This is a genomic window from Candidatus Thiodiazotropha sp. CDECU1, from assembly GCF_963455295.1.
Classification (GTDB): domain Bacteria; phylum Pseudomonadota; class Gammaproteobacteria; order Chromatiales; family Chromatiaceae; genus Thiodiazotropha.
This window is the reverse complement of sequence record NZ_OY734020.1, coordinates 4,106,071-4,131,178: the sequence shown is the minus strand read 5'-3', so window position 1 is coordinate 4,131,178 and position 25,108 is coordinate 4,106,071. Positions and strand designations below refer to the sequence as shown.

Annotated in this window: 24 protein-coding genes, 1 tRNA gene and 2 other RNA genes; 15 read left to right on the top strand and 12 right to left on the bottom strand. The window is 53.9% G+C overall.

The features are described from left to right. The first annotated feature begins 70 nt into the window (after window positions 1–70). Complete coding sequence (locus R2K28_RS18905; RefSeq protein ID WP_316366921.1) at window positions 71–2,377, top strand: FG-GAP repeat protein; 2,307 nt, start codon at window positions 71–73, stop codon at window positions 2,375–2,377. 140 nt (window positions 2,378–2,517) lie between these two features. Here the strand turns inward: R2K28_RS18905 and R2K28_RS18900 are convergent. From R2K28_RS18900 to rplM, 5 genes are all read right to left on the bottom strand, one after another. Then, window positions 2,518–2,647: non-coding RNA, RtT sRNA (locus tag R2K28_RS18900), on the bottom strand. Between the two features lie 45 nt (window positions 2,648–2,692). Next, window positions 2,693–2,822, bottom strand: a non-coding RNA gene (locus tag R2K28_RS18895) — RtT sRNA. Between the two features lie 44 nt (window positions 2,823–2,866). Then, a tRNA-Gln gene (locus tag R2K28_RS18890) sits at window positions 2,867–2,940 on the bottom strand. 24 nt (window positions 2,941–2,964) lie between these two features. Then, window positions 2,965–3,354, bottom strand: a complete 390-nt coding sequence (gene rpsI / locus R2K28_RS18885) for a 30S ribosomal protein S9 (protein ID WP_316366919.1) — start codon at window positions 3,352–3,354, stop codon at window positions 2,965–2,967. 22 nt (window positions 3,355–3,376) lie between these two features. Next, the gene (rplM, locus tag R2K28_RS18880) at window positions 3,377–3,805 is read right to left on the bottom strand and encodes a 50S ribosomal protein L13 (protein ID WP_116476363.1); all 429 of its coding nucleotides are present in this window, start codon (window positions 3,803–3,805) and stop codon (window positions 3,377–3,379) included. Between the two features lie 405 nt (window positions 3,806–4,210). On the opposite strand from rplM, the gene R2K28_RS18875 reads away from it, so the two are divergent. The 14 genes from R2K28_RS18875 to ptsP all read left to right on the top strand — a co-directional run bounded on the left by R2K28_RS18875 (window position 4,211) and on the right by ptsP (window position 15,422). Next, entirely contained in the window at window positions 4,211–5,179 is a 969-nt protein-coding gene (locus tag R2K28_RS18875) for a calcium/sodium antiporter (protein WP_316366918.1), read from the top strand. Window positions 5,180–5,217: 38 nt separating this feature from the next. Further along, window positions 5,218–6,216, top strand: coding sequence for a KpsF/GutQ family sugar-phosphate isomerase (locus R2K28_RS18870; protein WP_316366916.1), 999 nt, complete (start codon window positions 5,218–5,220; stop codon window positions 6,214–6,216). A 12-nt stretch (window positions 6,217–6,228) separates the two neighbouring features. Then, window positions 6,229–6,750: a 3-deoxy-manno-octulosonate-8-phosphatase KdsC gene (gene kdsC, locus R2K28_RS18865; protein WP_316369780.1), complete on the top strand. Its 522-nt coding sequence runs from the start codon at window positions 6,229–6,231 to the stop codon at window positions 6,748–6,750. Further along, entirely contained in the window at window positions 6,747–7,310 is a 564-nt protein-coding gene (lptC, locus tag R2K28_RS18860) for an LPS export ABC transporter periplasmic protein LptC (protein WP_316366915.1), read from the top strand. Before kdsC ends, lptC begins: the two co-directional genes overlap by 4 nt. Further along, window positions 7,297–7,812: a lipopolysaccharide transport periplasmic protein LptA gene (lptA, locus tag R2K28_RS18855; RefSeq protein WP_316366914.1), complete on the top strand. Its 516-nt coding sequence runs from the start codon at window positions 7,297–7,299 to the stop codon at window positions 7,810–7,812. Before lptC ends, lptA begins: the two co-directional genes overlap by 14 nt. Continuing rightward, the gene (gene lptB / locus R2K28_RS18850) at window positions 7,809–8,534 is read left to right on the top strand and encodes an LPS export ABC transporter ATP-binding protein (RefSeq protein ID WP_316366913.1); all 726 of its coding nucleotides are present in this window, start codon (window positions 7,809–7,811) and stop codon (window positions 8,532–8,534) included. The genes lptA and lptB overlap by 4 nt, the downstream gene beginning before the upstream one ends. Window positions 8,535–8,727: 193 nt before the next feature. Further along, window positions 8,728–10,215, top strand: coding sequence for an RNA polymerase factor sigma-54 (locus R2K28_RS18845; RefSeq protein ID WP_316366911.1), 1,488 nt, complete (start codon window positions 8,728–8,730; stop codon window positions 10,213–10,215). A gap of 171 nt (window positions 10,216–10,386) precedes the next feature. Beyond that, window positions 10,387–10,707 (top strand): ribosome hibernation-promoting factor, HPF/YfiA family, encoded by a 321-nt coding sequence (gene hpf / locus R2K28_RS18840; RefSeq protein WP_316366910.1) that lies wholly within the window; start codon window positions 10,387–10,389, stop codon window positions 10,705–10,707. A gap of 29 nt (window positions 10,708–10,736) precedes the next feature. Next, window positions 10,737–11,204 carry a PTS IIA-like nitrogen regulatory protein PtsN gene (ptsN, locus tag R2K28_RS18835; protein ID WP_116445480.1) on the top strand — a complete coding sequence of 156 codons (468 nt, stop codon included), beginning with the start codon at window positions 10,737–10,739 and terminating at the stop codon, window positions 11,202–11,204. After that, on the top strand, window positions 11,204–12,142 hold the full coding sequence (gene hprK, locus R2K28_RS18830) for an HPr(Ser) kinase/phosphatase (protein ID WP_316366909.1): 939 nt from the start codon (window positions 11,204–11,206) through the stop codon (window positions 12,140–12,142). Before ptsN ends, hprK begins: the two co-directional genes overlap by 1 nt. A 10-nt stretch (window positions 12,143–12,152) precedes the next feature. After that, window positions 12,153–13,016: an RNase adapter RapZ gene (gene rapZ, locus R2K28_RS18825; protein ID WP_116445491.1), complete on the top strand. Its 864-nt coding sequence runs from the start codon at window positions 12,153–12,155 to the stop codon at window positions 13,014–13,016. Next, complete coding sequence (locus R2K28_RS18820; RefSeq protein WP_316366905.1) at window positions 13,016–13,414, top strand: PTS sugar transporter subunit IIA; 399 nt, start codon at window positions 13,016–13,018, stop codon at window positions 13,412–13,414. The genes rapZ and R2K28_RS18820 overlap by 1 nt, the downstream gene beginning before the upstream one ends. Window positions 13,415–13,422: 8 nt before the next feature. Then, a complete protein-coding gene (locus tag R2K28_RS18815; protein WP_116445483.1) occupies window positions 13,423–13,692 on the top strand; it encodes an HPr family phosphocarrier protein in 270 nt (89 codons plus the stop codon). Further along, window positions 13,689–15,422: a phosphoenolpyruvate--protein phosphotransferase gene (ptsP, locus tag R2K28_RS18810; RefSeq protein ID WP_316366902.1), complete on the top strand. Its 1,734-nt coding sequence runs from the start codon at window positions 13,689–13,691 to the stop codon at window positions 15,420–15,422. The genes R2K28_RS18815 and ptsP overlap by 4 nt, the downstream gene beginning before the upstream one ends. 43 nt (window positions 15,423–15,465) lie before the next feature. Here ptsP and R2K28_RS18805 read toward each other — a convergent pair whose 3' ends face one another. The 7 genes from R2K28_RS18805 to dusB all read right to left on the bottom strand — a co-directional run bounded on the left by R2K28_RS18805 (window position 15,466) and on the right by dusB (window position 24,690). Then, on the bottom strand, window positions 15,466–17,217 hold the full coding sequence (locus R2K28_RS18805; protein ID WP_316366901.1) for a cytochrome C: 1,752 nt from the start codon (window positions 17,215–17,217) through the stop codon (window positions 15,466–15,468). Window positions 17,218–17,359: 142 nt separating this feature from the next. Then, a complete protein-coding gene (locus R2K28_RS18800; RefSeq protein WP_316366900.1) occupies window positions 17,360–19,828 on the bottom strand; it encodes a glycogen/starch/alpha-glucan phosphorylase in 2,469 nt (822 codons plus the stop codon). A 149-nt stretch (window positions 19,829–19,977) separates the two neighbouring features. Further along, window positions 19,978–20,382 carry a VanZ family protein gene (locus R2K28_RS18795; RefSeq protein WP_316366898.1) on the bottom strand — a complete coding sequence of 135 codons (405 nt, stop codon included), beginning with the start codon at window positions 20,380–20,382 and terminating at the stop codon, window positions 19,978–19,980. Continuing rightward, a complete protein-coding gene (gene purD / locus R2K28_RS18790; protein ID WP_316366897.1) occupies window positions 20,379–21,668 on the bottom strand; it encodes a phosphoribosylamine--glycine ligase in 1,290 nt (429 codons plus the stop codon). Before purD ends, R2K28_RS18795 begins: the two co-directional genes overlap by 4 nt. 151 nt (window positions 21,669–21,819) lie before the next feature. Next, window positions 21,820–23,379 carry a bifunctional phosphoribosylaminoimidazolecarboxamide formyltransferase/IMP cyclohydrolase gene (purH, locus tag R2K28_RS18785; RefSeq protein WP_316366896.1) on the bottom strand — a complete coding sequence of 520 codons (1,560 nt, stop codon included), beginning with the start codon at window positions 23,377–23,379 and terminating at the stop codon, window positions 21,820–21,822. A 31-nt stretch (window positions 23,380–23,410) separates the two neighbouring features. Then, window positions 23,411–23,707, bottom strand: a complete 297-nt coding sequence (gene fis / locus R2K28_RS18780) for a DNA-binding transcriptional regulator Fis (RefSeq protein WP_316366894.1) — start codon at window positions 23,705–23,707, stop codon at window positions 23,411–23,413. Then, window positions 23,704–24,690, bottom strand: a complete 987-nt coding sequence (gene dusB / locus R2K28_RS18775) for a tRNA dihydrouridine synthase DusB (RefSeq protein ID WP_316366891.1) — start codon at window positions 24,688–24,690, stop codon at window positions 23,704–23,706. Before dusB ends, fis begins: the two co-directional genes overlap by 4 nt. Between the last annotated feature and the right edge of the window lie 418 nt (window positions 24,691–25,108).

Sequence of the window (25,108 nt, the reverse complement as noted above, 5' to 3'; positions counted from 1 at the left end):
GGCATGTGGATAAGTATGCGGCCTTCCTGTTGAGGCTGTCGGATAGTAAGTAAAATCAGGATATTAAGGTATGAAGCAATTTTTGAGTTGGGTGTTTAAAACAGTGTTATTGATGCCGTTGTTGTTACTGGTCGCCTGTGGCGGAGGTGGTGGCGGTGGCAGCAGTGATGATGGAGACACGACTGGAACCACCTATACCCTCAGCGGCACCCTTACCGGCCTGACAGGCAGCGGACTGGTGTTGCAGAATAATGGAAGCGATGATCTGGCACTCAGCGGTGACGGCAGTTTCAGTTTCGCTACCGGGCTCAGCGACGGCAGTACTTACAGCGTAAGCGTCGCCACCCAGCCCACTGATCAGAGCTGCACGGTGGGCAATGGCAGCGGGACCATAGCGGCCGCCGATGTCACCGCTATCACCATCACCTGTACTGACAGTACTGGCGGTGTCTTTACCATTGGCGGCATTGTCAGCGGTCTTACCGGTGATGGCCTGTTGTTGCAAAACAACGGTGGTGATGATCTCAGTATCACAGACAGTGGTACATTCACTTTTACCACTGCGCTGAACGACGGCGAGGCCTATAGCGTGACCGTCGCCACCCAGCCCACTGGTCAGACATGTACGGTAACGAACGGTAGCGGCAGCCTGAGCGGAGCCGCTGTCACCGATGTGCAGATCAGCTGCCCACCGAGCGATATTGTCAACCCCAGTGTCACTGTCGCAGGGCCCAAGCTGCTGCGCTTTAGCTGGAACGATGTGGGTGTCGATCACTACCGCTTGTTACAGAATCCAGACGGTAGCTCCGGCTTCAGCCAGGTGGGTGACAACATCACCGGGACCAGCGTGGATGCGGTAATTCCTGTCCACCTGACTGACTGGATAAATGCCAGCTACATGGTTCAGTCATGCAATGCCACGGGAGATTGCGCCGATTCGATAACCATGTCTGCGGCTTCGCTGATGATCGATGTCATCGGTTACCTCAAGCCCTCGTTTATCGGCTCGGAGGATCGGTTTGGCAGCAGTGTCGCGCTCTCCAGCGATGGTTCGACCCTGGCAATAGGCGTCCCAGAGGAGGATTCCATAGCGACCGGGATCGATGGTGATCCGGTGGTCGGAACAGACATGGCATTGAGTTCCGGTGCGGTCTTTCTGTTCGCCCGGGATGGCGACGATTGGAGTCAGCAGGCTTATTTCAAGGCTTCCAACGCCCAGGCAGGCGATATGTTTGGTCAGGCGGTATCCCTCTCTGAGGATGGCCAGGTGCTGGCCGTCGGTGCAACAGCAGAGGATTCGTCCGCTTCTGGTATCGATGGCGACCAGACAGATAACTCATTACAAAGAGCGGGCGCTGTCTACATCTTTAACTATGCCGGTAGCGCGTGGAATCAACAGGCCTATATCAAGGCGTCCTCGCCGGTGGCAGGCGCCAATTTCGGCAAACAGGTCTCGCTCTCGGACAACGGACAGAGGTTGGCTGTCAGTGGTGGCGGTGTCTACCTTTTCGAAGATAGCAACGGCTGGTCCCAGCAGGCGATGGTGGCGGCAACCAATGGCGAGGGTACGGACGGTTTCGGTGACGCATTGCAACTCTCCGGTAATGGCGTGACACTGGTTGTGGGCGCGCCGGGAGAAGACTCCTCGGCAACCGGTATCAATGGTGACCAGACCAACAATGACGCGAGAGGGGCAGGAGCGGCCTATGTTTTTGCCTATAGTGGTTCTGCCTGGAGCGAGCAAGCCTATCTCAAGCCATCAACGACCGACAGTGGTGATGAATTCGGTAATGATGTGTCAATCTCGGCGGATGGGGATTCCGTGGTTGTGGCAACCTGGGCGGAAGATTCAAGCGCCATTGGTGTCAATGGCAGCGCTGCCAATAATTCCAGAGAAAACTCGGGCGCGGTCTATCTGTTTGAGCGTCAGGCCGGCGTATGGTCGCAAACCGCCTATTTCAAGGCATCCAATGCCGATCCCAATGACAAATTTGGCTATAAAGTGGCGCTTTCCGGGAATGGAAACAGTTTGGCTGTGAGCGCAGCCTATGAGGACTCCCTGGCTGCGGGTGTCAACGGCAGTCAGGTGGACAACAGCGCAGCTGCCTCCCCGCCAGGTGCGGCCTATATGTTTACGCGTGGCGATAGCGGCTGGTTTCAGCACTCCTATGTCAAGGCCTCGAATACGGATGCAGGCTGGGAACAGCCGCTCTGTTCACTATTCTGCCCCGATCTAAACGACGAGTTCGGCAGCAGCCTGGCCATCTCCGGTGACGGATCGACCCTGGCTGTGGGGGCGCCTCTGGAGAATTCTGGGGATAGCGCGAATCAGCAGGATGCAACAGCACCTTATGCCGGGGCTGTCTATCTCTATTAGAACATAGGGTTGTATGTGTAGGGCAGCAGCGGTGTACGCCATTGGTGGTTACCCGCTGTGTGCCCTTTTTGATTGCCTCATCCTTCTGTCAGGTTCTAATTAAGGCACCAAAAATTACCCGCACATGGCGGGTTCTATGTTGGCTGGGGATGGAGGATTATTCGGCCCTTTGGGCCTCACCCCTTTGGGGCCAGCTTGCGCTGTTCGCCTTCGCGTTGCTCAGGCGTCGAACCTCTGAACGGTTCAAATCCTCCATCCGGGCAGCTTTGTAGAACCCGTAAAAAAGCCCACATAGTGTGGGCTTCAATTTACTGTTGGCTGGGGATGGAGGATTATTCGGCCCTTTGGGCCTCACCCCTTCGGGGCCAGCTAAAGCTGTTCTCCTTCGCGTTGCTCAGTCGTCGAACCTCTGATCGGTTCAAATCCTCCATCCGGGCAGCTTTGTAGAACCAGTAAAAAAGCCCACATAGTGTGGGCTTCAATAACTGTTGGCTGGGGATGGAGGATTCGAACCTCCACATACGGAGTCAGAGTCCGGTGTCCTGCCGTTAGACGAATCCCCAGTTGCAGGCTCGTGAGAGCCAGGCTTAACGTTTGGAGTATTGCGGACGCTTGCGGGCCTTGTGCAGACCGACCTTCTTACGCTCCACGGCGCGGGCGTCGCGGGTCAGGAAGCCGGCCTTGCGCAAGGTGCTGTGAAACGACTCGTCGAAGGCGTCCAGAGCGCGTGAGATGCCGTGGCGGATGGCGCCTGCCTGGCCGGTGGTGCCGCCGCCGTTGACGGTCACTTTGATATCGACCTTGTCAGTGGTTTCGGTGGCATCCAGTGGTTGGCGTACCACCATGCGAGCGGTCTCGCGGCCAAAGTATTCGTCGAGGGGACGGTTGTTGACCACGATGTTGCCGCTGCCTGCTGTCAGGAAGACCCGGGCAGTTGAACTCTTACGGCGTCCGGTGGTGATATGCTTATCTGCCATGTTGGTTACTCTATATTAATGATCAGATGTCCAGCGGCTGGGGCTGCTGTGCCTGATGGGTATGCTCGGGACCGGCGAAGACGCGCAGTTTCTTGAACATGGCGCGACCCAGCGGGTTCTTCGGCATCATACCCTTGACCGCGTGTTCGATTGCGCGCTCCGGGGCCTTCTGCAGCAACTTTTCCAGACTGATGGACTTCAGATTGCCGATGTACCCGGTGTGGTGGTGGTACATCTTATCGCTCAGTTTGTTGCCGGTAACACGTATCTTCTCGGCGTTGACCACGACGATATAGTCGCCGGTATCGACGTGAGGTGTGTATTCCGGTTTGTGTTTACCACGCAGGTGACGGGCAATTTCCGTGGACAGACGACCCAGGGTCTTGTCTGTTGCATCCACTAGATACCAATTGCGGCGTACCTCTGCCGGTTTCGCGCTTACAGTAGTCATCCGATGTCGCTCCGAGGGAGAACTAAAATGCCTTGAAAAAGACGGCGGATATTACATGATCCAAGAATGGGAGACAAGGCCTAATCAAATATAATTAGGCATGGATCCGACACATGGGGCCAAACGGCTATGCCCGGATTCGAGCCAAAAAAAAAGCGCGACAGGGGGGTGTCGCGCTGAATCTATATTTACCACCAAAGGAGGAATACTGTTACCTGAAGTATCAGTATATTTAAATTATCTAATATACTAAGATTCTTGTCAAGCCAATTTTTAACGCTTTCTGCTATCATCTTTGCCCTCAGCACCCCTGTGGCAGATCATTAGCTAACTAGTCGCAGTGAAGAGACTCTTTAAATTCACCCCTAGCCTCCATAGTTTATTGAATTTTATATAAAATATTTTATGTTTCTTTTCAGCGTTGCGATACTTGTCGGCCTGGTTGTGCTTGTTTGGAGTGCCGACCGGTTTATCAGCGGTGCGGCGGCCCTGGCAGATAATCTGGGTGTCTCGCCCATGTTGATAGGACTCACCGTTGTAGGATTTGGCACCTCGGCGCCGGAGATACTGGTATCGACCATGGCAGTGATCAATGGCAATCCCGGATTGTCGATCGGCAACGCCATTGGCTCCAATATTGCGAATATCGGACTTATTCTCGGTTTCACCGCCCTGGTGATCCCCCTTTCCGTCCACTCCAGTGTATTAAGAAGGGAATATCCGCTGCTGCTTGCGGTCTCGGTGATGACCTTTCTGTTGATGTGGGACGGCGACCTGAATCGTCTCGATGGCACAATCCTGATCGTGACCCTGGTGGGGGTGCTTGGCTGGATGATCTACACCGCAAAGACAGGTGCTGCCGATCCCATCGCCGGAGAGTTCGATGCGGAGATTCCGCATAATGTGCCAACCAAGAAAGCATTGCTCCTGTTACTGGGCGGATTGGTTTTCCTGCTTGTGAGTTCCCGCGTATTGGTCTGGGGCGCCACCAACGTGGCGGTTGTGCTGGGCGTCAGCGATGTGATCATCGGTTTGACTATCGTTGCCATCGGTACCAGCCTGCCGGAGCTGGCCGCGAGTATCACCAGTGCCCTCAAGGGTGAGGATGACCTCGCGATTGGTAATGTAATTGGTTCGAATCTATATAATCTGCTTGCGGTCTTGAGTATCCCGGGTTTGATAGCGCCGGGTGCCTATTCGCCAGAGGTCATGAATCGCGATCTGCCGGTGATGCTGGCGCTGACCCTGCTGCTCTACTTTATGGGGCACGGTCTGGGTAAGCAAGGGCGTATCAATCGTCTGGAGGGTCTGCTGCTGTTGCTCTGTTTTATCGGTTATCAGTCCCTGCTCTTCTTTTCACTGGTGAATGCCTGATGGATGGGTGTTTCAAACCGATTTGAGTTAGTTGTCCAATGACCAAACCCACTACCCCAACACAAGATGAGATGGCCCGGATGATCGACCTGGGCCGGGCTGTGATCGAGACTGAGGCGGATGCGGTGGCATCGCTTATTCCCCGCCTGGGTGATGAATTTGCCCGGGCCTGCAGCTATCTGCTCCATTGCCAGGGGAGGATCGTCGTTATCGGTATGGGCAAGTCGGGTCACGTTGGCAACAAGATCGCTGCAACCCTTGCCAGTACCGGTAGTCCGGCCTTTTTTGTCCATCCTGGTGAAGCCAGTCACGGCGATCTGGGTATGATTACACCTCAGGATGTGGTGTTGGCCCTGTCCAACTCGGGGCAGACCGGCGAGTTGCTCGTCATCTTACCCCTGCTCAAGCGACTGGGTGCGCCCTTGATCGCCATGACCGGAAGACCTGATTCGACCCTGGCCAGGGAGTCCGAGGTGCATATCGATGTCAGCGTTGAGAAAGAGGCATGTCCCCTGGGTTTGGCGCCGACCTCGAGCACCACAGCGGCATTGGTGATGGGTGATGCAATGGCGGTTGCCTTGCTTCAGGCACGGGGTTTTACAGCCGAAGACTTCGCCCTCTCTCACCCGGGGGGTACCCTGGGAAGACGCTTGCTGCTGCGGGTCGGTGATATAATGCATGCGGACAGGTCGCTGCCCGCTATCGGACTCGATGCCACACTGCATGAGGCACTGGAAGTGATGTCAGCCAAAGGTTTGGGTATGACTGCCGTGTTAGGTCCTGGGGGGAGTGTGGCTGGGGTCTATACCGATGGTGATCTGCGGCGTACCTTGAATAAGCCCATTGATATTCACCATGTCAAAGTGAGTGAGGTCATGACCAAGAACTGTCTGACTGTGACGCCTGATATGTTGGCTGCCGAGGCCTTGCAGATGATGGATGAGAAAAAGATTAACGGTCTGCTGGTGATCGATGAACAACAGCAGTTGATCGGTGCATTTAATATGCACGATCTGCTAAGAGCCGGCGTGTTGTAGAGGGGGATGAAAGTGCAGGATATTGATACCAAAGCCCGCGGGGTGAAACTCGTTATCTTTGATGTGGATGGCGTGCTTACGGACGGAAGTCTCTATCTGGGTGACGATGGCCAGGAGTATAAATCATTCAACTCCCGGGATGGTCATGGCATGAAGATGCTGCAAAAATCGGGTGTGGTAATCGGTATTATCACCGGGCGCACCTCAGAGGTTGTGCGCATCCGTATGGCGAGCCTGGGGATTGAGCATGTCTATCAGGGGAAGCTGGACAAGCTTCCGGCCTACGAGGAGTTGCGTGACAAACTGGGCCTGTCGCATGACCAGGTCGCCTATGTGGGTGATGATGTGGTCGATCTGCCCATCATGCGGCGTGTCGGCTTGGCTATCGCGGTAAATGATGCCCATCCCTTCGTGCTCCAGCATGCTCACTGGCAGACGCCCCACAACGGTGGGCGTGGCGCAGCCAGGGATGTCTGCGAAATGGTATTGCAGGCCCAGGGTAATCTTGAGACTGAGTTGGACAGCTATCTTTGAAGCGTCAACTGATCGGTCTCTTTTTCATCCTTGCAGCACTGCTGAGTCTGGGCTGGTGGATGAATAGATTGACACAGCCGGAAGAGGTCAGACAGCCCAGGGTTAAAATCTATCCCGATTCGTATGCCGACGGACTGGTGGTACAGACCTATGATGACCAGGGTGTGCTGAAACAGCGTTTGCAGTCACGAGGGATGGAACATTTTGAACAAACCGGGATTACCAAACTGAAACAACCGACTCTCTGGCATTTCGATCAACAGGCTCCACCCTTGCAGATGCAGGCTCAGGATGGCCTGATCAAACGCAGTGAATCGACCCTGCATCTACCCGGTCGGGTGGTAATCGACAGACCAAGCAGTGCGGATTTGGCACCACTCCATATCATCACCCAGGATTTGACCCTGCACATTGATGAATCCTTTGCCACCACCGAAGCGCCGGTACGTATTGAAAGCGAGAATCAATGGATGACGGCAACGGGTATGCAGGCCTGGTTGAAAGGACCGATGCGACTCAAGCTGCTACATGAGGTGCGAGGCTATTATGAGATTCAATAGAGCAAAAGCCGGCATGGTCTATCTGATTTTGCTGCTATGCATAGCGCAACCGGGGCTTGCGCTGGAGAGTGACAAGGATCAACCCATGCAACTGGAGGCGGACAGCCTTTCCATCGATGAAGCGTCTGGGGTGGTGCTCTATGAGGGTAGTGTCGAAGTTACCCAGGGCAGTCTGAAAATTTGGGCCGAGCGACTCTGGGTGCATCGCCGCCAGGGTAAAACCGAGAAGGTTATCGGTGAAGGGAATCCTGTTCGCTTTCGCCAATTGATAGAGCAGGGGGGAGAAGAGGCGCGCGGCGAAGCCCGACGGGTGGAGATCAGCCTGGAGCACGATGAGTTACTGTTGATCGATGATGCGCTGCTTGAGCAGGGAAACAACCATTTTCGAAGCGACCGGATAATCTACAATCGCGGCAAGGCACTGGTAAGGGCGGGTACCAGCGCACAAGGCAAGCAGCGAGTACAGGTCGTCATTGAACCTGAACAGCAGTCAAAACCATGAGCCAGCTACAGGCCAAGGCGCTGCAGAAGCAGTATGGAAAGCGTAATGTGGTGGATGGTGTCTCACTCAGCGTGAACAGTGGTGAGGTGGTTGGGTTGTTGGGGCCGAATGGCGCGGGAAAGACCACCAGTTTCTATATGATCGTTGGCCTGATCCAGGCGGATAGTGGGGAGATACTCCTGGATGGAGAGGTATTGACCGATCAGGTGATGCATAAACGGGCACGCAGCGGTATCGGCTATCTGGCTCAGGAGCCATCGGTTTTTCGCCGCCTGAGTGTGGAGCAGAATATTCTTGCGATCCTGGAGACCCAGGAGCAGCTGGATGCCGCCAGACGCCGTGAGCTGTGTGACGAGCTGTTACTGGAGTTAGGTATCGGGCACTTGAGGGAAAGCCTGGCAATGAGCCTCTCCGGGGGTGAGCGCAGGCGTCTGGAGATTGCCAGGGCCCTCTCCATTCGGCCGCGCTTTATATTATTGGATGAACCCTTTGCCGGTGTCGATCCCATTGCGGTCATCGATATCAAGAAGATCATTCAGCACCTGAAGGCCCTGCAAATAGGCGTCCTGATTACGGATCATAATGTCAGAGAGACCCTGGATATCTGTGATCGGGCCTATATCATCAACAGCGGTCGCGTGTTGGCTGAGGGCTCCACGGGAGAGATACTTCAGAACGAGGAGGTTCGAAGTGTCTATCTCGGTGAGGATTTTTCCATGTAGCAGACTGAGGGGGCTTGGTTATCCTGTTGATTTTAAATGAATTACAGGATTAATCCTTGAATGGTTCGGGCATTGGGCAAGGTAATGCAGTGGGATTCAGCCAAGAAATATATTTTTCCTCTGCGGCGTTTTTTAGCTAGAATGAAATTAAAGACATACAAATAACATACCAGGTCCAAAGATAACATCTGCGATGAAGCAGGCCCTACAGCTCCGGCTCGGTCAACATCTAACCATGACACCTCAATTGCAGCAGGCAATACGCCTGCTGCAACTCTCCGCGCTCGACCTGAGTCAGGAGGTTCAGGAGGTGATGGAGACCAACCCCATGCTCGAAGTGGAAGAGGAGTTTGGTCAACAGAACACCACCAAGGAGGGGGAGGCCGCTGACAGCGGGGTGTCGGAGCAATCTGCGGCGGTTGATGCGAACAGCAACGACATCAACAACGAACGTGAAATTAAGACTGATGCGCCCCAAGCGACGGAGGAACTGCCGGTCGATAGCGAATGGAGCGATGTCTACGACAGTTATCAGCCCACTTCAAGCGGTGGTGGCGAGACGAACGATCACGACTATTTGATGCACAATAGTAGTGCCACAACCCTGCATGACCATCTGGTATGGCAGATGAACCTGACGCCTTTCTCACCCCAGGATATCGCAATCGCCACAAACATCATCGACGGCATCAATGAGGATGGCTATTACACCGGTGATCCGGAGGAGGTGCTGGAGTCGCTCAACGATGAAGAGGCCACCATTGAGGATATCAATGCGGTGTTGCACCGGATCCAGGCGTTCGACCCGCCTGGCGTGGGGGCCCAGGGCCCTCAGGACTGTCTCCTCATCCAGTTGAATCAACTACCCGAATCGACCGCCTATCGGCAGTTGGCAATCAAGCTTTGCAGGGACTATTTCAATCTTTTGACCGCGCAGGATCAAAATCAGATCATACGCAGGATGAAGATCAATCAGGATGAGCTTGTGGCGGTGATGCAGCTGATTCGTACACTTAATCCCCACCCGGGTTCACTGATTGCCAGCAGCGAGCCGGATTATGTCATACCCGATGTGTTCGTGAGCAAGCAAAACGGTCGCTGGATAGTCGAGCTGAATGGCGAGGTGACGCCAAAATTGCGGGTGAACACAGGTTATGCCAATTTGATCAGGCGCGCGGATCAGAGCGAAGACAACACCTTTCTGAAGAACCATTTACAGGAAGCTCGTTGGTTCATTAAGAGTTTGATGAGTAGAAACGAGACTATTTTACGCGTAGCGAGTAAAATCGTAGAGTATCAAAGGGGGTTTTTCGAACATGGAGAAGAGGCGATGAAGCCTCTGGTTTTGAGGGATATCGCTGAGGCGTTGGAAATGCACGAATCGACCATATCCCGTGTGACAACCCAGAAATACATGCATACACCCAGGGGGACACTGGAGTTCAAGTATTTCTTTTCCAGCCATGTCAGCACCAGTGCGGGAGGTGAGTGCTCGTCTACAGCGATTCGCGCGCTGATAAAGAAAATGATAGCCGCTGAGATTCCCAACAAGCCTCTCAGTGACAACAAGATTGCCGCTCTTTTGTCTGATCAGGGTATCGAAGTCGCCCGTCGGACAGTGGCAAAGTACCGAGAGTCGATGGGTATTCCTCCATCGAACGAACGTAAGCGTCTGATATAGGAGTTATTTGAGCGACGAATCGCAGGTTGTTAACAGCGATCCCTTTGCGGATGCAGCCAGGCACGAGGCTTATGCGGATTGCTGCACAGCATATACTGAAAGTACGATTGGTCCTCAATTAGTGACATCAGGCAGGGTGATGGGTAACCTCATCTAAGATAGGAGAAAATTATGCAAATTAGCGTGACCGGTCATCATGTGGATGTAACCGATGCCTTGAAAAGCTATGTAGACAATAAGTTTGAACGTCTTGAGCGCCATTTTGATAATGTGATCAATGTCCACGTTATCTTGAGCGTGGAGAAAATGAGGCAGAAGGCAGAAGCTACAATGCAAGTGAACGGTGCGAGTGTTTATGCGGACTCTGTACAGGAAGATATGTATGCAGCCATCGATCTGCTCACGGATAGACTCGATAGGCAGGTGTTGAAACACAAGGAGAAAATGAAAAGTCATCGCGCCGGTAGCGGCGTTAAGTATGCGTCTGAGTAATACGGGCTGATTGAACTGGCGAGGTCTCCATGTTTCCAAACGGCTATCTTGTGGAAGAACGGATCGGTTGCAAAGTGGAGGCTGCCAGCAAGAAGCGCGTATTGGAACAGCTCGGTCAGCGCTTGGCCGAGGCTGTTCCCGATCTCAATCAAGATCTGGTATTTGATGCGCTCCTCGAGCGTGAAAGGCTGGGTAGCACCGGTCTGGGCAAGGGTATCGCCCTGCCCCACGCCCGCATGCCGCAAATCACTGGAGCGCTTGCAGCGTTTATCCAGCTCCCCGAGGGAATCGATTTCGACGCAATCGATAATCAGCCGGTTGATCTTGCCTTTGCAATGTTGGTTCCGGAGGAGGCAACCGACGAACATCTGCAGCTTTTGGCCAAGTTGGCGCAGATGTTCGATGATGAGGAGTTCTGCACTGCCCTGAGGCAGGCGGCAAGCGCACATGATCTTTATGAACTGATCCAGCAACGGGAAGCTATAATCTCTGCTTAATGAAGCCAATCTATACCATTCGGGATCTCTATGATGAGTTGGCCAGCGAACTTTCGCTGACCTGGAATGGTGAGGGGGGAGACGCGGAGATTGTGGTGGATATCGAGCTGCAGCATGGAAGGCAGCCCGCTGGCCCCCTCAACTTGATCAGGCCCAATCAGATCCAGGTCATCGGGCCACCGGAAAGGAAACATCTGCTGAGTGAGGAAAAGGATGCCTATCATGAATACCTACAGGTTCTATTCAAGGCCTCACCGGCCGCGCTTATATTTACCGATGGTTTAAAACCACTTCAAGAGTGTGAGGGACAGGCCATGGATAGGAATGTCGCACTTTTCTATACCCCGCAATCCGATAATCAGGTGATAAAACGCCTGGTGGAACGCTTCAGCCAGCCGGTGGGTGAAAAGCTGCTGGTACATGGGGTCTATATGGAGGTCCTGGGCAGGGGAGTGCTGTTCAGCGGTGATCCGGCGATCGGTAAAAGCGAACTCGCACTGGCGCTCATTTCCCGCGGACATTGTCTAATTGCGGATGACGCAACGGAGCTCTATAAATCAGCCAGTAAAACACTCATCGGTCGTTGTCCGAAGGTTTTACAGGATTTTCTGGAAGTGCGTGGACTGGGCATGATCAATATCCGCGCCATGTTCGGTAACAGCGCCATCAAACCCAATAAAGAGTTGCACTTGATCATTGATCTGCTGCATTTCGATGACAAGAAACTACATGATATGGATCGTCTCGAAGGCTGTCATTCAACAAGAACCTTGCTCGGGGTTGAAATCCCGATGACAAGCCTGCCGGTTGCCGCCGGTCGTAACCTGGCTATCCTGGTTGAAACCGCTGTGCGCCAGCATATGCTGATGCTCGATGGCTATAATGCCACTCAGGATTTCATTGAACGACAACAGATCTATATCGATCAGGATGAATAAAGCAGCCGACATGTCTGATTGGTTCAAATTGCAAATCGTCAGCGGAATGTCGGGATCGGGCAAGACAATAGCCCTGCATACGCTGGAAGATATGGGCTATTACTGTATCGATAATCTGCCGATTTCCCTGTTGGTCTCTGTGGCCGATCATCTGATAAATGAACCGGAGGCGATCTTCCGCAAGACCGCGGTGGGCATAGATGCCCGCAGCCAATCCAGTCAGTTATCCACGCTACCGGATATGGTGGAGGATATTCGTAACAGTGGACTCGACTGTAAGATGCTTTTTCTTGATACCAAAGCGGAAACATTGATCAAGCGCTTCAGTGAAACCCGGCGTAAACATCCGTTGACGAATGAGCAGCGTTCTCTGGCAGAGGCCATTCGCTATGAACGTGAATTACTGGCGCCGGTGATCGAGGCGGCTGATCTGAGAATCGATACCACCCATACCAATCTTCACGAGTTGCGTGACCTGGTGCGACACCGTATCGGAGGTGAGGAGGGTAAGGTCTCGATTCTTTTCGAATCCTTCGGCTTCAAACACGGCCTGCCTAGAGATGTGGATTTTGTCTTTGATGCCCGCTGTCTGCCTAATCCCTATTGGCAGGAAGAACTGCGCGCCTACAATGGTATGCAGGCACCTGTAGCTGACTATCTGTCGGCACATCAAGAGGTGACCAGTATGCTTTCTGACATGATCGATTTCCTCGCCCGTTGGATACCTGCATTCGAAGCCGATGGGCGTAGCTATCTCACTATTGCAGTGGGATGTACAGGGGGGCAGCATCGGTCTGTGTTTTTGGTGGAACGGCTGTCACAACACTTTGCAGAGGCGGGTTTACATGTCATGAGCCGACATCGGGAATTGTAATGACCGTTGGTTTGCTGCTTATCACCCACAGCAGGATTGGCGAGGCAATCCTGGAGACGGCTGGGAAAATGCTTGAGGGCGCACCCCTGGGTGTCGAGTGCCTGCCTGTTGGTACAGACGGCATCCCGGAAAAACTAATCGAACAGGCCAGCATGATGATTACCCGGCTGGACCAGGGCCATGGTGTGTTGGTGCTTACCGATATGTACGGTTCCACACCCAGCAACATTGCTTACAGTTTGGCGCAGAAGGGTCGGGTGAATGTGATCTCGGGTATCAATTTGCCGATGCTTATACGCGCCCTCAATTATCAGACCATGAATCTTGATATGTTGACAGAGAAGGCGGTGAGCGGAGGAAAAGAGGGAATAGTCTGCTGTGAAACCCTAAGTAAATAGAAAGGTGTATGTTGAATAAAGAGATTGAAATCATCAATAAACTGGGGCTGCATGCCCGTGCGGCGGCTAAATTGGTGAGTTGCGCCAATAGCTTTTCCAGCAATGTCTTTCTGAATCGCAACGGCCAGAGGGTGAATGGTAAAAGTATTATGGGAGTCATGATGCTGGCAGCGAACCAGGGCTCCATAATAGTACTTGAAATAGACGGTAGTGATGAACAGGAGGCGATGCAGGCATTGACCTCTCTGATCAACGAGCGATTTGGAGAAGACCAGTGACGCTATCCTGCCAGGGCATAGGGATCAATACCTCACGGGAAGTGGCGATTGGTGAGGTCTATCTGCTGCAGCGGGGTATCCCGGAGGTCATCCATCGGGAAATCACTGAGGATTTGATTCAGAGCGAAATAGATCGTTTCGAAGACGCCTTGCACACCACAAGCAGTCACCTGCGCCTGGTGCGCGAACAGATACCGACCAATACGGCTTTGGATATCAGTGAGTTCATTGATACCCATCTGTTGATGTTGGAGGACTATGCCATCAGTCAGGCGACGATCAATCTCATCAGGGAGAACCTGTATAGTGCCGAGTGGGCACTGCAGGTGCGCAGGGATGAGTTGGTCAGGGTGTTTGACGAAATGGATGATCCCTACCTGCGAACCCGCAAGGACGATGTCGACCATGTGGTGGGTCAGGTGCAGTTTGTGCTTGCGGGTGGAAAGCCGCAACAACAGGGTGACCTGAATGGCCGGGTTGTGGTGGCCAAGGACCTGACCCCCGCCGAAACCATCATGATGAAGAATCAGGGTGTGGTCGCTTTCGTTACCGAATATGGCGGACCACTCTCTCACACTGCGATTCTCGCACGTAGTCTGGGTATCCCTGCGGTTGTCGGTATTCATCAGGCAACTTCTCTGTTTCGCCAGGGGGAACAACTGGTGGTGGATGGGGCTCAGGGAGTCGTGCTTGCCGATCCCACGGAGCGAATCCTTGCCTATTATCGCCAACGCATCGAGAACAGACGTCTGCGTGAGGAAGATCTGCGACGTCGTGTGGATCTGCCCGCATTCACTACCGATGGTGAGCAGATCTTTCTGCATGCCAATATTGAGTTACCGGATGATATTGAGACTACGCTCAATAACCGGGCGGATGGGGTGGGGCTCTTCCGTACTGAATTTCTCTTCATGAATCGACCGACACTGCCAACGGAAGAGGAACAGCTGGAGGCCTATCACAATGCGGTCAGGGGGTTGGGAGGTATCCCTCTTACCATCCGCACACTCGATTTGGGTATGGATAAGACCACCGGAAATATATCTGACTCGGGTTGCATGCCGGCTATCAATCCAGCCCTGGGACTGCGCGCGATTCGCCTCTGTCTGAAGGAGCCGGAGCTGTTCCTGCCTCAGCTCAGGGCGATTCTGCGCGCCTCCGCCGAGGGGCCGGTGAGATTGATGCTGCCCATGTTGTCAGGGCTCAAGGAGCTGAAACAGGCGTTGCAGATGATTGACAGGACCAAGCAGGATCTACGCAGTGCCGGCCTGCCTTTCGATACCCAGATCCCGATAGGGGGTATGATCGAAGTGCCGGCGGCGGCCTTGGCGGCAGAGAGTTTTGCCCGTCACCTGGACTTTCTCTCAATCGGTACCAATGATCTGATTCAATATACCCTGGCTGTGGATCGTATGGATGAAGAGGTGAATTTCCTGTTCGATCCACTCCACCCTTCGGTGCTGTTTCTGATTCAGCACACTATCGACGCCGCCAATAGCGCGGGCATTCCGATCAGTATGTGTGGTGAGATGGCGGGTGAACCACGCTATGCCCGACTGCTGATCGGAATGGGGCTGCGTGAGTTGAGTATGCAACCCAGTGCCCTGCTCGAAGCCAGGGAGCTGGTGAGGCAGTCGTCACTCGCTATGCTGCAACAACGCACTGCTGAATTCTTCAGCCAGCTTGAGGCGAGTGGCGAAAGCGGGCACTTCGACGCCCTCTTCGATTGATTCCACTATATCTGCCCGGCCTGCGTATGAGACTGTTTCAGGATCAGTCGGGTCTTTCGTGACATAGGGTACAACTCACCGCTGTGCCCTTGGCAACGAAGCGGGTACGCTCCCCGTCATCATCGCGTAGAAATGTACGGTCGGCAGCAGTCACGGAGAGGACTGTTCCTTCCAGGTTCTGTCCGTGACAGCTCATGCAGGCCTGTGGATTGTCTTCATAGAAATCTTCATGTTCAAGGTTCCAGCCGCGGCTGTTGACGTTGTGCATGCCATGGGGGCCGTCGAGGGTAAGTGGCAGGCTGGTATGGCAGCTGCTGCATTCACTCAGCGTACCGGCATGACCCTGAAGCTGTATCGCCGCCAGGTTGTCGTTGGCGGAAGCGACCGGGTTTGGCCAGATGGCATGGGTGGAACCGTGGCAACCCTCGCAGGCGACGCCACCATGACCGAGGCTGTTGCGATAGAGGGTGTCGCTGTTTTCCGCAAATCTCTTGTTGCTGGCCACACGTGGCGTGGCTGTATCTATATCATCCTCCCAGGCCTGGGTCAGGCGCAGGTTATTACCCAGGTGGCTGACCGCATCACCGGTGTGGCAGGATTCACAGCGGGGTTCATCCAACCAGGGTTGCCGCTCATCGCTCCCCACTGCAAGCATGCTGCCGTGACAATCCTGGCAACCTATGCCTGCAGCACCCATTGCGCCCCTGAGGCATTGGGTTATTTTGCCGGGGTGGCACTGATAACAGGTCTCCTCAAGGCTGCCATCGGTGGGGAACAGGGGTTGATCGGTGTCAGGATCTGTTAGCTGGCCATGGTGGTCATGCATGACCTCAGACATGGTGTCCATGTTGAGTTGCTGGCCAGTCGGGCCGCTGCCGGTCAGGTCGAGTGCTGCGGAGTAGTGGCAGCCAGCACACAGGACCGGGGTTGCATTGATGAGATCGGTGCCGTGCTCGGCGTCGTGAAGGAGCAAGATATTCTGCTTCGCTGCCTGCAACACACTGTTGGCATCGTTGATGTCCTCAGGCAGGACGAAATCGATGCTACTGTCGATGGGCGCGGCGACCTCTCCCGCCGCGTGACAGTTCTGGCAATCCGCTTCAGAGGCCACCGGTAACACCACATCCAGACTGGCGAGGGGATCCGCGCTACCCGGTTCGGTGGCGCTGACCCGCATCAATGGATAGGCGTTCAGCTGTCCTGTATCGTCGATGGGAACAATGGGCACACCATCGGCGGCAAACCACTTTTTTTGCGGATCGTAATGGTTGAAGGCCTGGGCATCGTTTGCCGTGTAGGGATTGAGGATACCGGGCATCGACTGGCCAAACAGCAGACCTTCGTCCGCTGGCGGATCGAGCCCGAACAGGTCGTTGACAAAGCTGTTGCCGCTTGCAGGATTGGTGTCCCAGAAGTTTGTTTTATTCACGCTGCCCGCCAGGTTCTGGCTGGTGCTGTTGATGGAACCGCTGCCATCCGTACTGGCCCGGTAATCCACATTGACACTCGATGCATCGAGGATGCGGGGAGATGCGCCACGTTCGATGATCTGGGCATGTATGACATTGAAAGGTGGCAGGATGACAAAGGTTGAATAGTCCAGATCTGCGCAGTGCATCCCCAGATCGTTGAATGCCAGGACGCGGTGGCTACCCGTTACCTCTGACACCCCCGGTCCATCGTTATGGTCATCGTCATCATCATGGTCGTCGTCATCGTCACCCCCGCCCCCGCCACAGGCGGTTAACAGCAGCATGATAAGTAGAGCGGTTAGCCATTTCCGGTGCAAAGACATTGTGTACACTCCCTGGACCCAAGCCATTTAGCGTATATTTGGGAATAATATCCTAAATTATTGCCAGCTGCATCCAATTTTATTATCCGCCGTGATCCTTTTTTATTCGTTGAGCCGTCGTTAGGCCCGGAACCCTGAACATCTATCTTATTGGCTTAACATGCCAGATTTTCCCGGCATATTCCTGGATGGTGCGGTCACTGGAGAAATAGCCCATACGGGCGGTGTTGAGTATTGCCCGTTTGTTCCACTCGGCCGTGTCGAGGTAGACCTGGTCGGCCTGGTCGCTGGTTGCCAGGTAGCTGTTGAAATCGGCGACCACCTTGAAATGATCATTGTTGAGAAGATTGTCGGTGATCACGCGGTAGCGATCCGGCTCCTCGGGTGAAAAAAAGCCATTGGCGATCATGTCGATGACGCGTTTCAATACCGGATCAGAATCATAAGCACGACGCGGTTGGTAGCCCTGTCGATTGAGCCTTGCTATCTGTTCTGTGTTCAAGCCGAAGATGAAAAAATTCTCGGCACCGATATTCTCCAGCATCTCTACATTGGCGCCATCCATGGTTCCCATGGTCAGGGCGCCGTTCAGCGCAAGTTTCATATTACCCGTACCCGAAGCCTCCATACCGGCAGTGGAGATCTGTTGTGAGAGTTCCGCCGCTGGGATGATGTCCGATGCGGTGGTTACATCGTAATTGGGGATGAAGATTATCTTCAAGCGATCGCTGACGGCCGGGTCGTTATCGATCACATCGGCCACGTCATTTATCAGGCGGATAATAAGTTTCGCGACTGTATATCCAGGCGCGGCCTTACCGCCGAAGATGATGGTTCTCGGTACGCATCTGGCATTGGGATCATCGAGCATACGATTGTAGAGGGCGATGGCACGTAGCAGGTTGAGCAGTTGACGTTTATATTCGTGGATTCGCTTGACCTGGACGTCGAACAGGGTGTGCGGGTCAACCTTGCTCTCCAAAAAGTACTGCACCAGCTTGGCAAGGCGTTGTTTGTTTGCCTGTTTGATGGCGTAAAACCTCTCCTGAAAGGCGCTGTCTTCAGCAAAGGACTCAAGCTGTTTGATGCGGCTCAGGTCTCTGATCCAGTCCGGGCCAATGGCTTCACTGATCAGTGTCGAGAGGCCTCGATTGGATTGGTAGAGCCAACGGCGGGGAGTGATGCCGTTGGTGATGTTGATGATCTTGCCCGGATAGAAGCTGTTGAAATCCTTGAAGGTCGATTCGCGCAGAAGTTCACTGTGCAGTGCCGAGACCCCATTTACCTTGTGGCTGCCGATGATCGCCAAGTGGGCCATGCGAATCCGTCGCCCGTTGCTTTCATCGATGATGGAGAGGCGTCGCAGGATATCCATATCCCCCGGGTGGAGATGACCGAGCATCAGCAGGAAGCGGCGATTGATCTCCATTATCAATTGCAGATGTCTTGGCAGCAGTTGTTCAAAGATATCCACCGGCCATGTCTCCAGGGCCTCTGGTAGCAGGGTGTGGTTGGTGTAGGAGAAGACCCGGGTGGTGATCTCCCAGGCGGGTTGCCACTCCAGGTGATGTTTATCCATCAGCAGCCGCATCATCTCCGGGATGGCGATGGCGGGGTGGGTGTCATTGAGCTGGATGGCAACCTTGTCCGGCAGTTCACTCAGGCTGTCGTGATCGGCGAAGAAGCGACGTAATACATCCTTGAGTGAGGCGCAGACAAAAAAGTACTGCTGTTTCAGCCGCAGGCGTTTGTTCATCGTCGAGCTGTCGTTGGGATAGAGTACCTTGGAGATATTCTCAGACAGGGTCTTGCCGACGACGGCCTCTGTATACTCGCCCTGATTGAATCGGTTCAGGTCGAAGTCCTCATACGCCTTGGCGCTCCAGAGGCGAAGATTGTTGACGGTATCGTTTTTGAAACCGGGGATCGGGGTGTCGTAGGCCTGGGCGATGACCACATCACCCTCGATCCAATCAAAATGGCGCCGGCCGGTTGTATCCTGGTACTCCATGACCCGTCCGCCGAAGCGCACCCGGTAGGAGACCTCGGGGCGGGGAAATTCCCAGGGATTGTCATGTATCAACCAGTTTTCCGGCAGTTCGACCTGGCAGCCGTTTTCGATCTTCTGTCTGAACATGCCATATTCGAAGCGTATGCCGTAGCCATAGCCCGGGATATTCAAGCTGGCCATGGAGTCGAGAAAGCAGGCGGCCAGGCGCCCGAGCCCGCCATTGCCAAGTGCCGCGTCATGTTCAAGGCTGCGGAGTCGCTCCAGTTCGAGACCGAGTTTATGCAAGGCCTCGGTGCAGGCGTCGTGAATATCCATGTTCAACAGGCTGTTGACCAGACTACGCCCGATGAGAAACTCCATCGACAGGTAGTAGACCCGCTTGGCGTCGTGCCTGTAGTAGTTGCGTTGTGACTCCATCCAGCGTTCGATGAGCCGGTCGCGAATGACATGGCTGAAGGCCATCATCCAGTCATGGTCGGTAGCGGTGTAGGGGTCCTTGCCTATGGTGTAGACCAGGTGATTGGAGACTGATCGTTGAATGTCCTTTGGATCTGAGCCTAAAAAATCGTATTTGAAAGCGCTGTGTTTGACTTTGCTCATGACAGACGAAGTTGTGTTTTTGGTTGTGCGGCGATTACCACTGTGGTTTAGATTAAATATAACCTAAAGCCAGGAGGGGGGGTGGAAACAACGCCATGTTGCTGAAACGCGACCTGTTCAGCATCCCCATCGGTGGGGGATTCATCTCATTACGCAGGATCGTTGCGCAATCTTTTGATAAGGGGGATGCGTAGCAGTAGCGGTAGCAGCAAAGGGTAGATGAGCAGTCCCAAGACGTCTGCCAGTAAATCCCAGGTTGAGAATATACGATAGGGCATCAGGGCCTGGACTACCTCGATGAGGAGGCCATAACCGATAAGTGGGGCTATCTTGGGCAGATTCCAGCTTGTCTGAGGCCAGGAAAAGTCGACCAGAAAGGCAAGTACGATAAACGCTGCTATGTGGGAAAATTTGTCGTTGAATTCGTCGATGACCGGGGTGCTTATTGGGGTGAATGCGAGATAACTGATCAGCAGCAGCGCCACCACCAGCAGTACGCGAATAGTGCGCGTGCTGACGATGGATGCAGCCACACCAGCAGCCCTATTCTTCAATCGCTATTTTCCCTGGCAATCGCCCGGTAAGCGATGTCGTTGCGAAAATAGACGCCATCCCAATGGATTGCGCGGGTCAGGGTGTATGCGCTCCGCTGGGCCAAGGTAACGGATTCACCCAGCGCGGTGGCACATAACACCCGTCCACCTGCGGTGACGACGTCGTCGCCCTGCAGCTTGGTGCCGGCATGGAAGACCTTGCGCGACAGGTCGTCAGATTGTGGTAGCCCGCTGATGACCTTGCCATTTTCATAGGGGCCGGGATAACCGCCAGCGGCCAGTACCACTCCCACCGATGCCCGGGAGTCCCATTCGGTCCGCTCCTGATCAAGTCTGCCATCCAGTGCGGCCAGGCAGTGGGCAACCAGGTCGGAGCGCATGCGCAACATGATCGGTTGTGTCTCGGGATCACCAAAGCGACAATTGTATTCGATCACCTTGGGTGAACCGTCCTCAGTAATCATCAGCCCTGCATAGAGGAACCCGGTATAGGGCATGCCCTCTTCGGCCATACCGTTGACGGTGGGCAGGATAACCTCCTGCATGATCCTCCCATAGATGACATCATCCACCACAGGAGCAGGGGAGTAGGCCCCCATGCCTCCGGTGTTGAGACCGGTATCGCCATCCCCGGCCCTTTTGTGGTCCTGGCTGGTTGCCATCGGCAGGATATGCCTGCCGTCGGCCATGACGATAAAACTCGCCTCTTCCCCCTCAAGATACTCCTCGATGACCACCCGATGACCCGCTTCGCCGAAGGCATTGCCAGCCAGCATATCGCGGACGGCTGCTTCCGCGGTTGCGAGGTCCATGGCAACGATGACGCCCTTCCCGGCCGCCAGTCCATCGGCCTTGATGACAATGGGGGCGCCCACCTGGTGTAGATAGGCCAGTGCGGCACCAACCTCTGTGAAGGTCTGGTAGCTACCGCTAGGTATATTGTGCCGTGCGAGAAAGTCCTTGGTGAAGGATTTCGAGCCCTCCAGTTGCGCCGCATCCCGGGTTGGTCCGAAGCAGCGCAAACCGGCAGCTTGGAAAGCATTCACGATGCCGTTCACCAGTGGTGCCTCGGGACCGACGATAGTCAAACCGACTTGGTTTGCCAGGGCGAATTCGATCAGTTCATCGATGGAGTCTGCGCCTATCTCCACATTTTCGAGCTTATTCTCAATGGCAGTGCCGGCATTGCCGGGGGCGACGAAAACCTTATCCGCCTGGTCTGACTGTGCGGCCTTCCAGGCCAGGGCGTGTTCACGGCCGCCCGATCCGATGACAAGTATGTTCATAGTGATGAGAGACTTCTGGTAAGTGGGCTATAACGCAGAGCTCGCAATGAAGCGCAATGGACGCTAAGTATATTTATAGCAAAACAGAAAATTGCTTTGCGTACTTTGTGTTTCTTAGCGTTCATTGCGTTATAAAACTTGATAACAAGGCTTAGTGACGGAAGTGACGCATACCTGTGAATACCATTGCCATACCATGCTCGTTGGCTGCAGCGATCGCCTCATCATCGCGCATCGATCCGCCGGGTTGAATAACAGCGGCGATACCAACCTCGGCGGCATTGTCGATGCCGTCACGGAAGGGGAAGAATGCATCCGATGCCATCACCGAACCCTTCACTTCAAGGGATGCCTGTTCAGCCTTGATCGCGGCGATGCGAGCCGAATTGACCCGACTCATCTGGCCGGCGCCGACGCCGATGGTCATTCCATCCTTGCCGTAGACTATGGCATTGGACTTGACGAACTTGGCGACACGCCAGGTGAACAGCAGATCACGCATCTCCTGCTCGGTGGGCTGGCGTTGGCTGACCACCTTGATGTCATGGGTCAGCTGCAGGTCCGCGTCCTGCACCAACAGGCCCCCATTGACCCGTTTGTATTCGGTGCGATGGATCGCTTCGCTGAGCCATTCACCGCACTCCAGTAAGCGCACATTCTTCTTGCTGCTGACAGCTTCAGCTGCTGCTGCCGAAACCTTAGGTGCAATGATTACTTCAACGAACTGGCGTTCCACAATAGCCTTTGCTGTCTCTCCATCCAGTTCACCGTTGAAGGCGATGATACCGCCGAATGCCGATTCGGGATCGGTGCTGTAGGCCCGGTCATAGGCCTCCAGCATGTTTGCGCCATAAGCCACGCCGCAGGGATTGGCATGCTTGACAATGACGCAGGCGGGGCCCTCATCAAAGCTCTTGGCGCACTCCAGGGCGGCATCGGTATCGCCAATATTGTTATATGAGAGCTCCTTGCCCTGCAGTTGCTTGGCCGTGGCGATACTGGATTCATCGATCCTGTGCTCCACATAAAACGCCGCTTTCTGATGGGGATTCTCACCGTAACGCATGCTCTGCGCTTGTCTGAATTGAAGCGAGAGGGTGCGAGGAAAGTCGCTTATCTCACTCCCTAGACGGCTGCCAAGGTAGTTGGCAATGGCGGCATCATAGCGGGCAGTATGCTCGAAGGTCTTGACCGCAAGATCGAAACGGGTGGCGTCACTCACCAGATTGTTGTTATCCCCCATCTCACGCAGCACTCTGTCATAGTCGAGTGCGTCGACGACCACGGTTACATCCTTATGGTTCTTGGCCGCTGCGCGAAGCATGGTGGGACCGCCGATATCGATGTTTTCAATCGCTGTGGGAAGATCGCAATCGGGTTTTGCCACAGTCTCCTCGAAGGGGTATAGATTGACCACGATCAGGTCTATGTCTCCAATACCGTTCTCCTTCATGACCCCGTCGTCGATACCGCGTCGACCGAGGATTCCGCCGTGAATCTTGGGGTGTAAGGTCTTCACCCGGCCATCCATCATTTCCGGGTAACCGGTATATTCGGAAACCTCGATGACCGGGATGTCATTTTGGGTCAGCAATTTTGCTGTACCACCAGTGGATAGGATCTCAATTTTTTTCTCAGCGAGACTGCGGGCGAATTCCACAATCCCTGTTTTGTCAGAAACGCTTATCAGGGCGCGTTTTATCGATGCCATGTTGTAGATTCCAAGTAAGTGTAAGCGGGGTTCAGTCGAGATCGTATTGGGAAAGTTTTTTGCGCAGGGTGCTTCGACTGATACCCAGAATAGATGCGGCTTGGGATTGGTTGCCGCCGGTATGCTTCATGACGCTCTCGAGTAACGGTGCTTCCACCTCGTTCATCACCAAGCGGTAGAGATTGTTGGCACCATGCCCGTCAAGATTATTGAAATAGCGTTGCATTGCGTCGCTGACACACTGGCGTAAGGGTTCTGATTTCTTACTGTGTGTAACTGTCAGGTAATCTTGGTTTTCTTTGCTCGTTAGAACAGCTTCAATCATCATGCCGCCAAATCCCCGTTGTTTTGTAGGCATTCAAAATAGTTACGGATAGCCTTCGTCTGTTGTTCTACAGAATCCGAGTAGTTTATTTTGTTCCTAAAAACTGCGCCACCAGGGCGCCCCTTGCTGTACCAGGCAATATGTTTTCGTGCAATGCGTATGCCAAGGTACTCCCCATAAAAATCATACAGTTGTCTGACATGCTTGGTTACAACGTCAGTAATCCATTCGAGATCAGGTTGCGGTAATTCTTTACCGGTCAGCAGATAGTGGTTGATCTCTTTAAAAATCCAAGGGCGTCCTTGCGCAGCTCGACCGATCATCAGGGCGTCGGCCCCAGTGCGGTTCAAGACGAAAGCGGCTTTTTGTGGTGTATCGATATCTCCGTTTGCGATAACCGGTATCTCGACTGATTGTTTGATGTCGCGAATGGTTTCATACTCCGCTTGACCCATAAACTTGCATGCTCGGGTGCGTCCATGTACAGCAATGGCGCGGATACCTGCCGCCTCAGCTATGTTCGCGATACGTATGCCGTTGCGGTTTTCGGGATCAGTGCCGGTGCGGATTTTCAATGTTACAGGCACCTCGACGGCACTGACCACCGCTTCCAGCAACCTGGCTACGAGATGCTCATCCTTCAACAGGGCGGAGCCGGCAGCACGTTTACACACCTTTTTCGCCGGGCATCCCATGTTGATATCTATGATCTGTGCGCCATTGGCCACATTGGCCCGCGCCGCTTCCGCCATCTGGTCCGGCTCGGAGCCGACTATCTGTACGCTGACGGGTCGCGCTTCCCCTTCATGGTCGAGTCGTCTCACGGTTTTTTTCGTGCCTCTTAGGGAGGCATCTGAAGAGACCATTTCCGACACGGCAAGCCCAGCCCCCATCTCTCTGCATAATTGCCGAAACGGTCTGTCCGTGACGCCGGCCATTGGCGCCAATAGCAGATTGTTCTCTAATTTATAGGGTCCAATTTGCATCCAGAATGCCACTCTTCAGGAGGTCCATCATGGGTGAAGGAGGGGATGGGATACTACCGCTAAATGTTGGCGGAATCAAAGGCAAATTGAGTCTGAATTGATCTGGTACAAGTGGCGTTTGGGAGTCGACCTGCGAATCGGCTGGAAGGGTGCTAAGTAAGCTCTTAAATCTTAGGCAGATATGTGACAAGGGATAAGTGGCAGATGATTATATGGGGAATGTAAATTCTTTTTGTAGAATTTAATTCCTTACTGATACTAACCAATTATTAAGTGTCGAACTTTTTTACACTTGCCATTTTTATTACCGACATTATTCACTCTGTTATTACCCTTCGTTGGCTGAACAGATAGTGTTGTTTGGGATGCAGAACAATCTGTTGTAATGAGTCGGATCGTTTGCTGCCTGGTAGGGTGT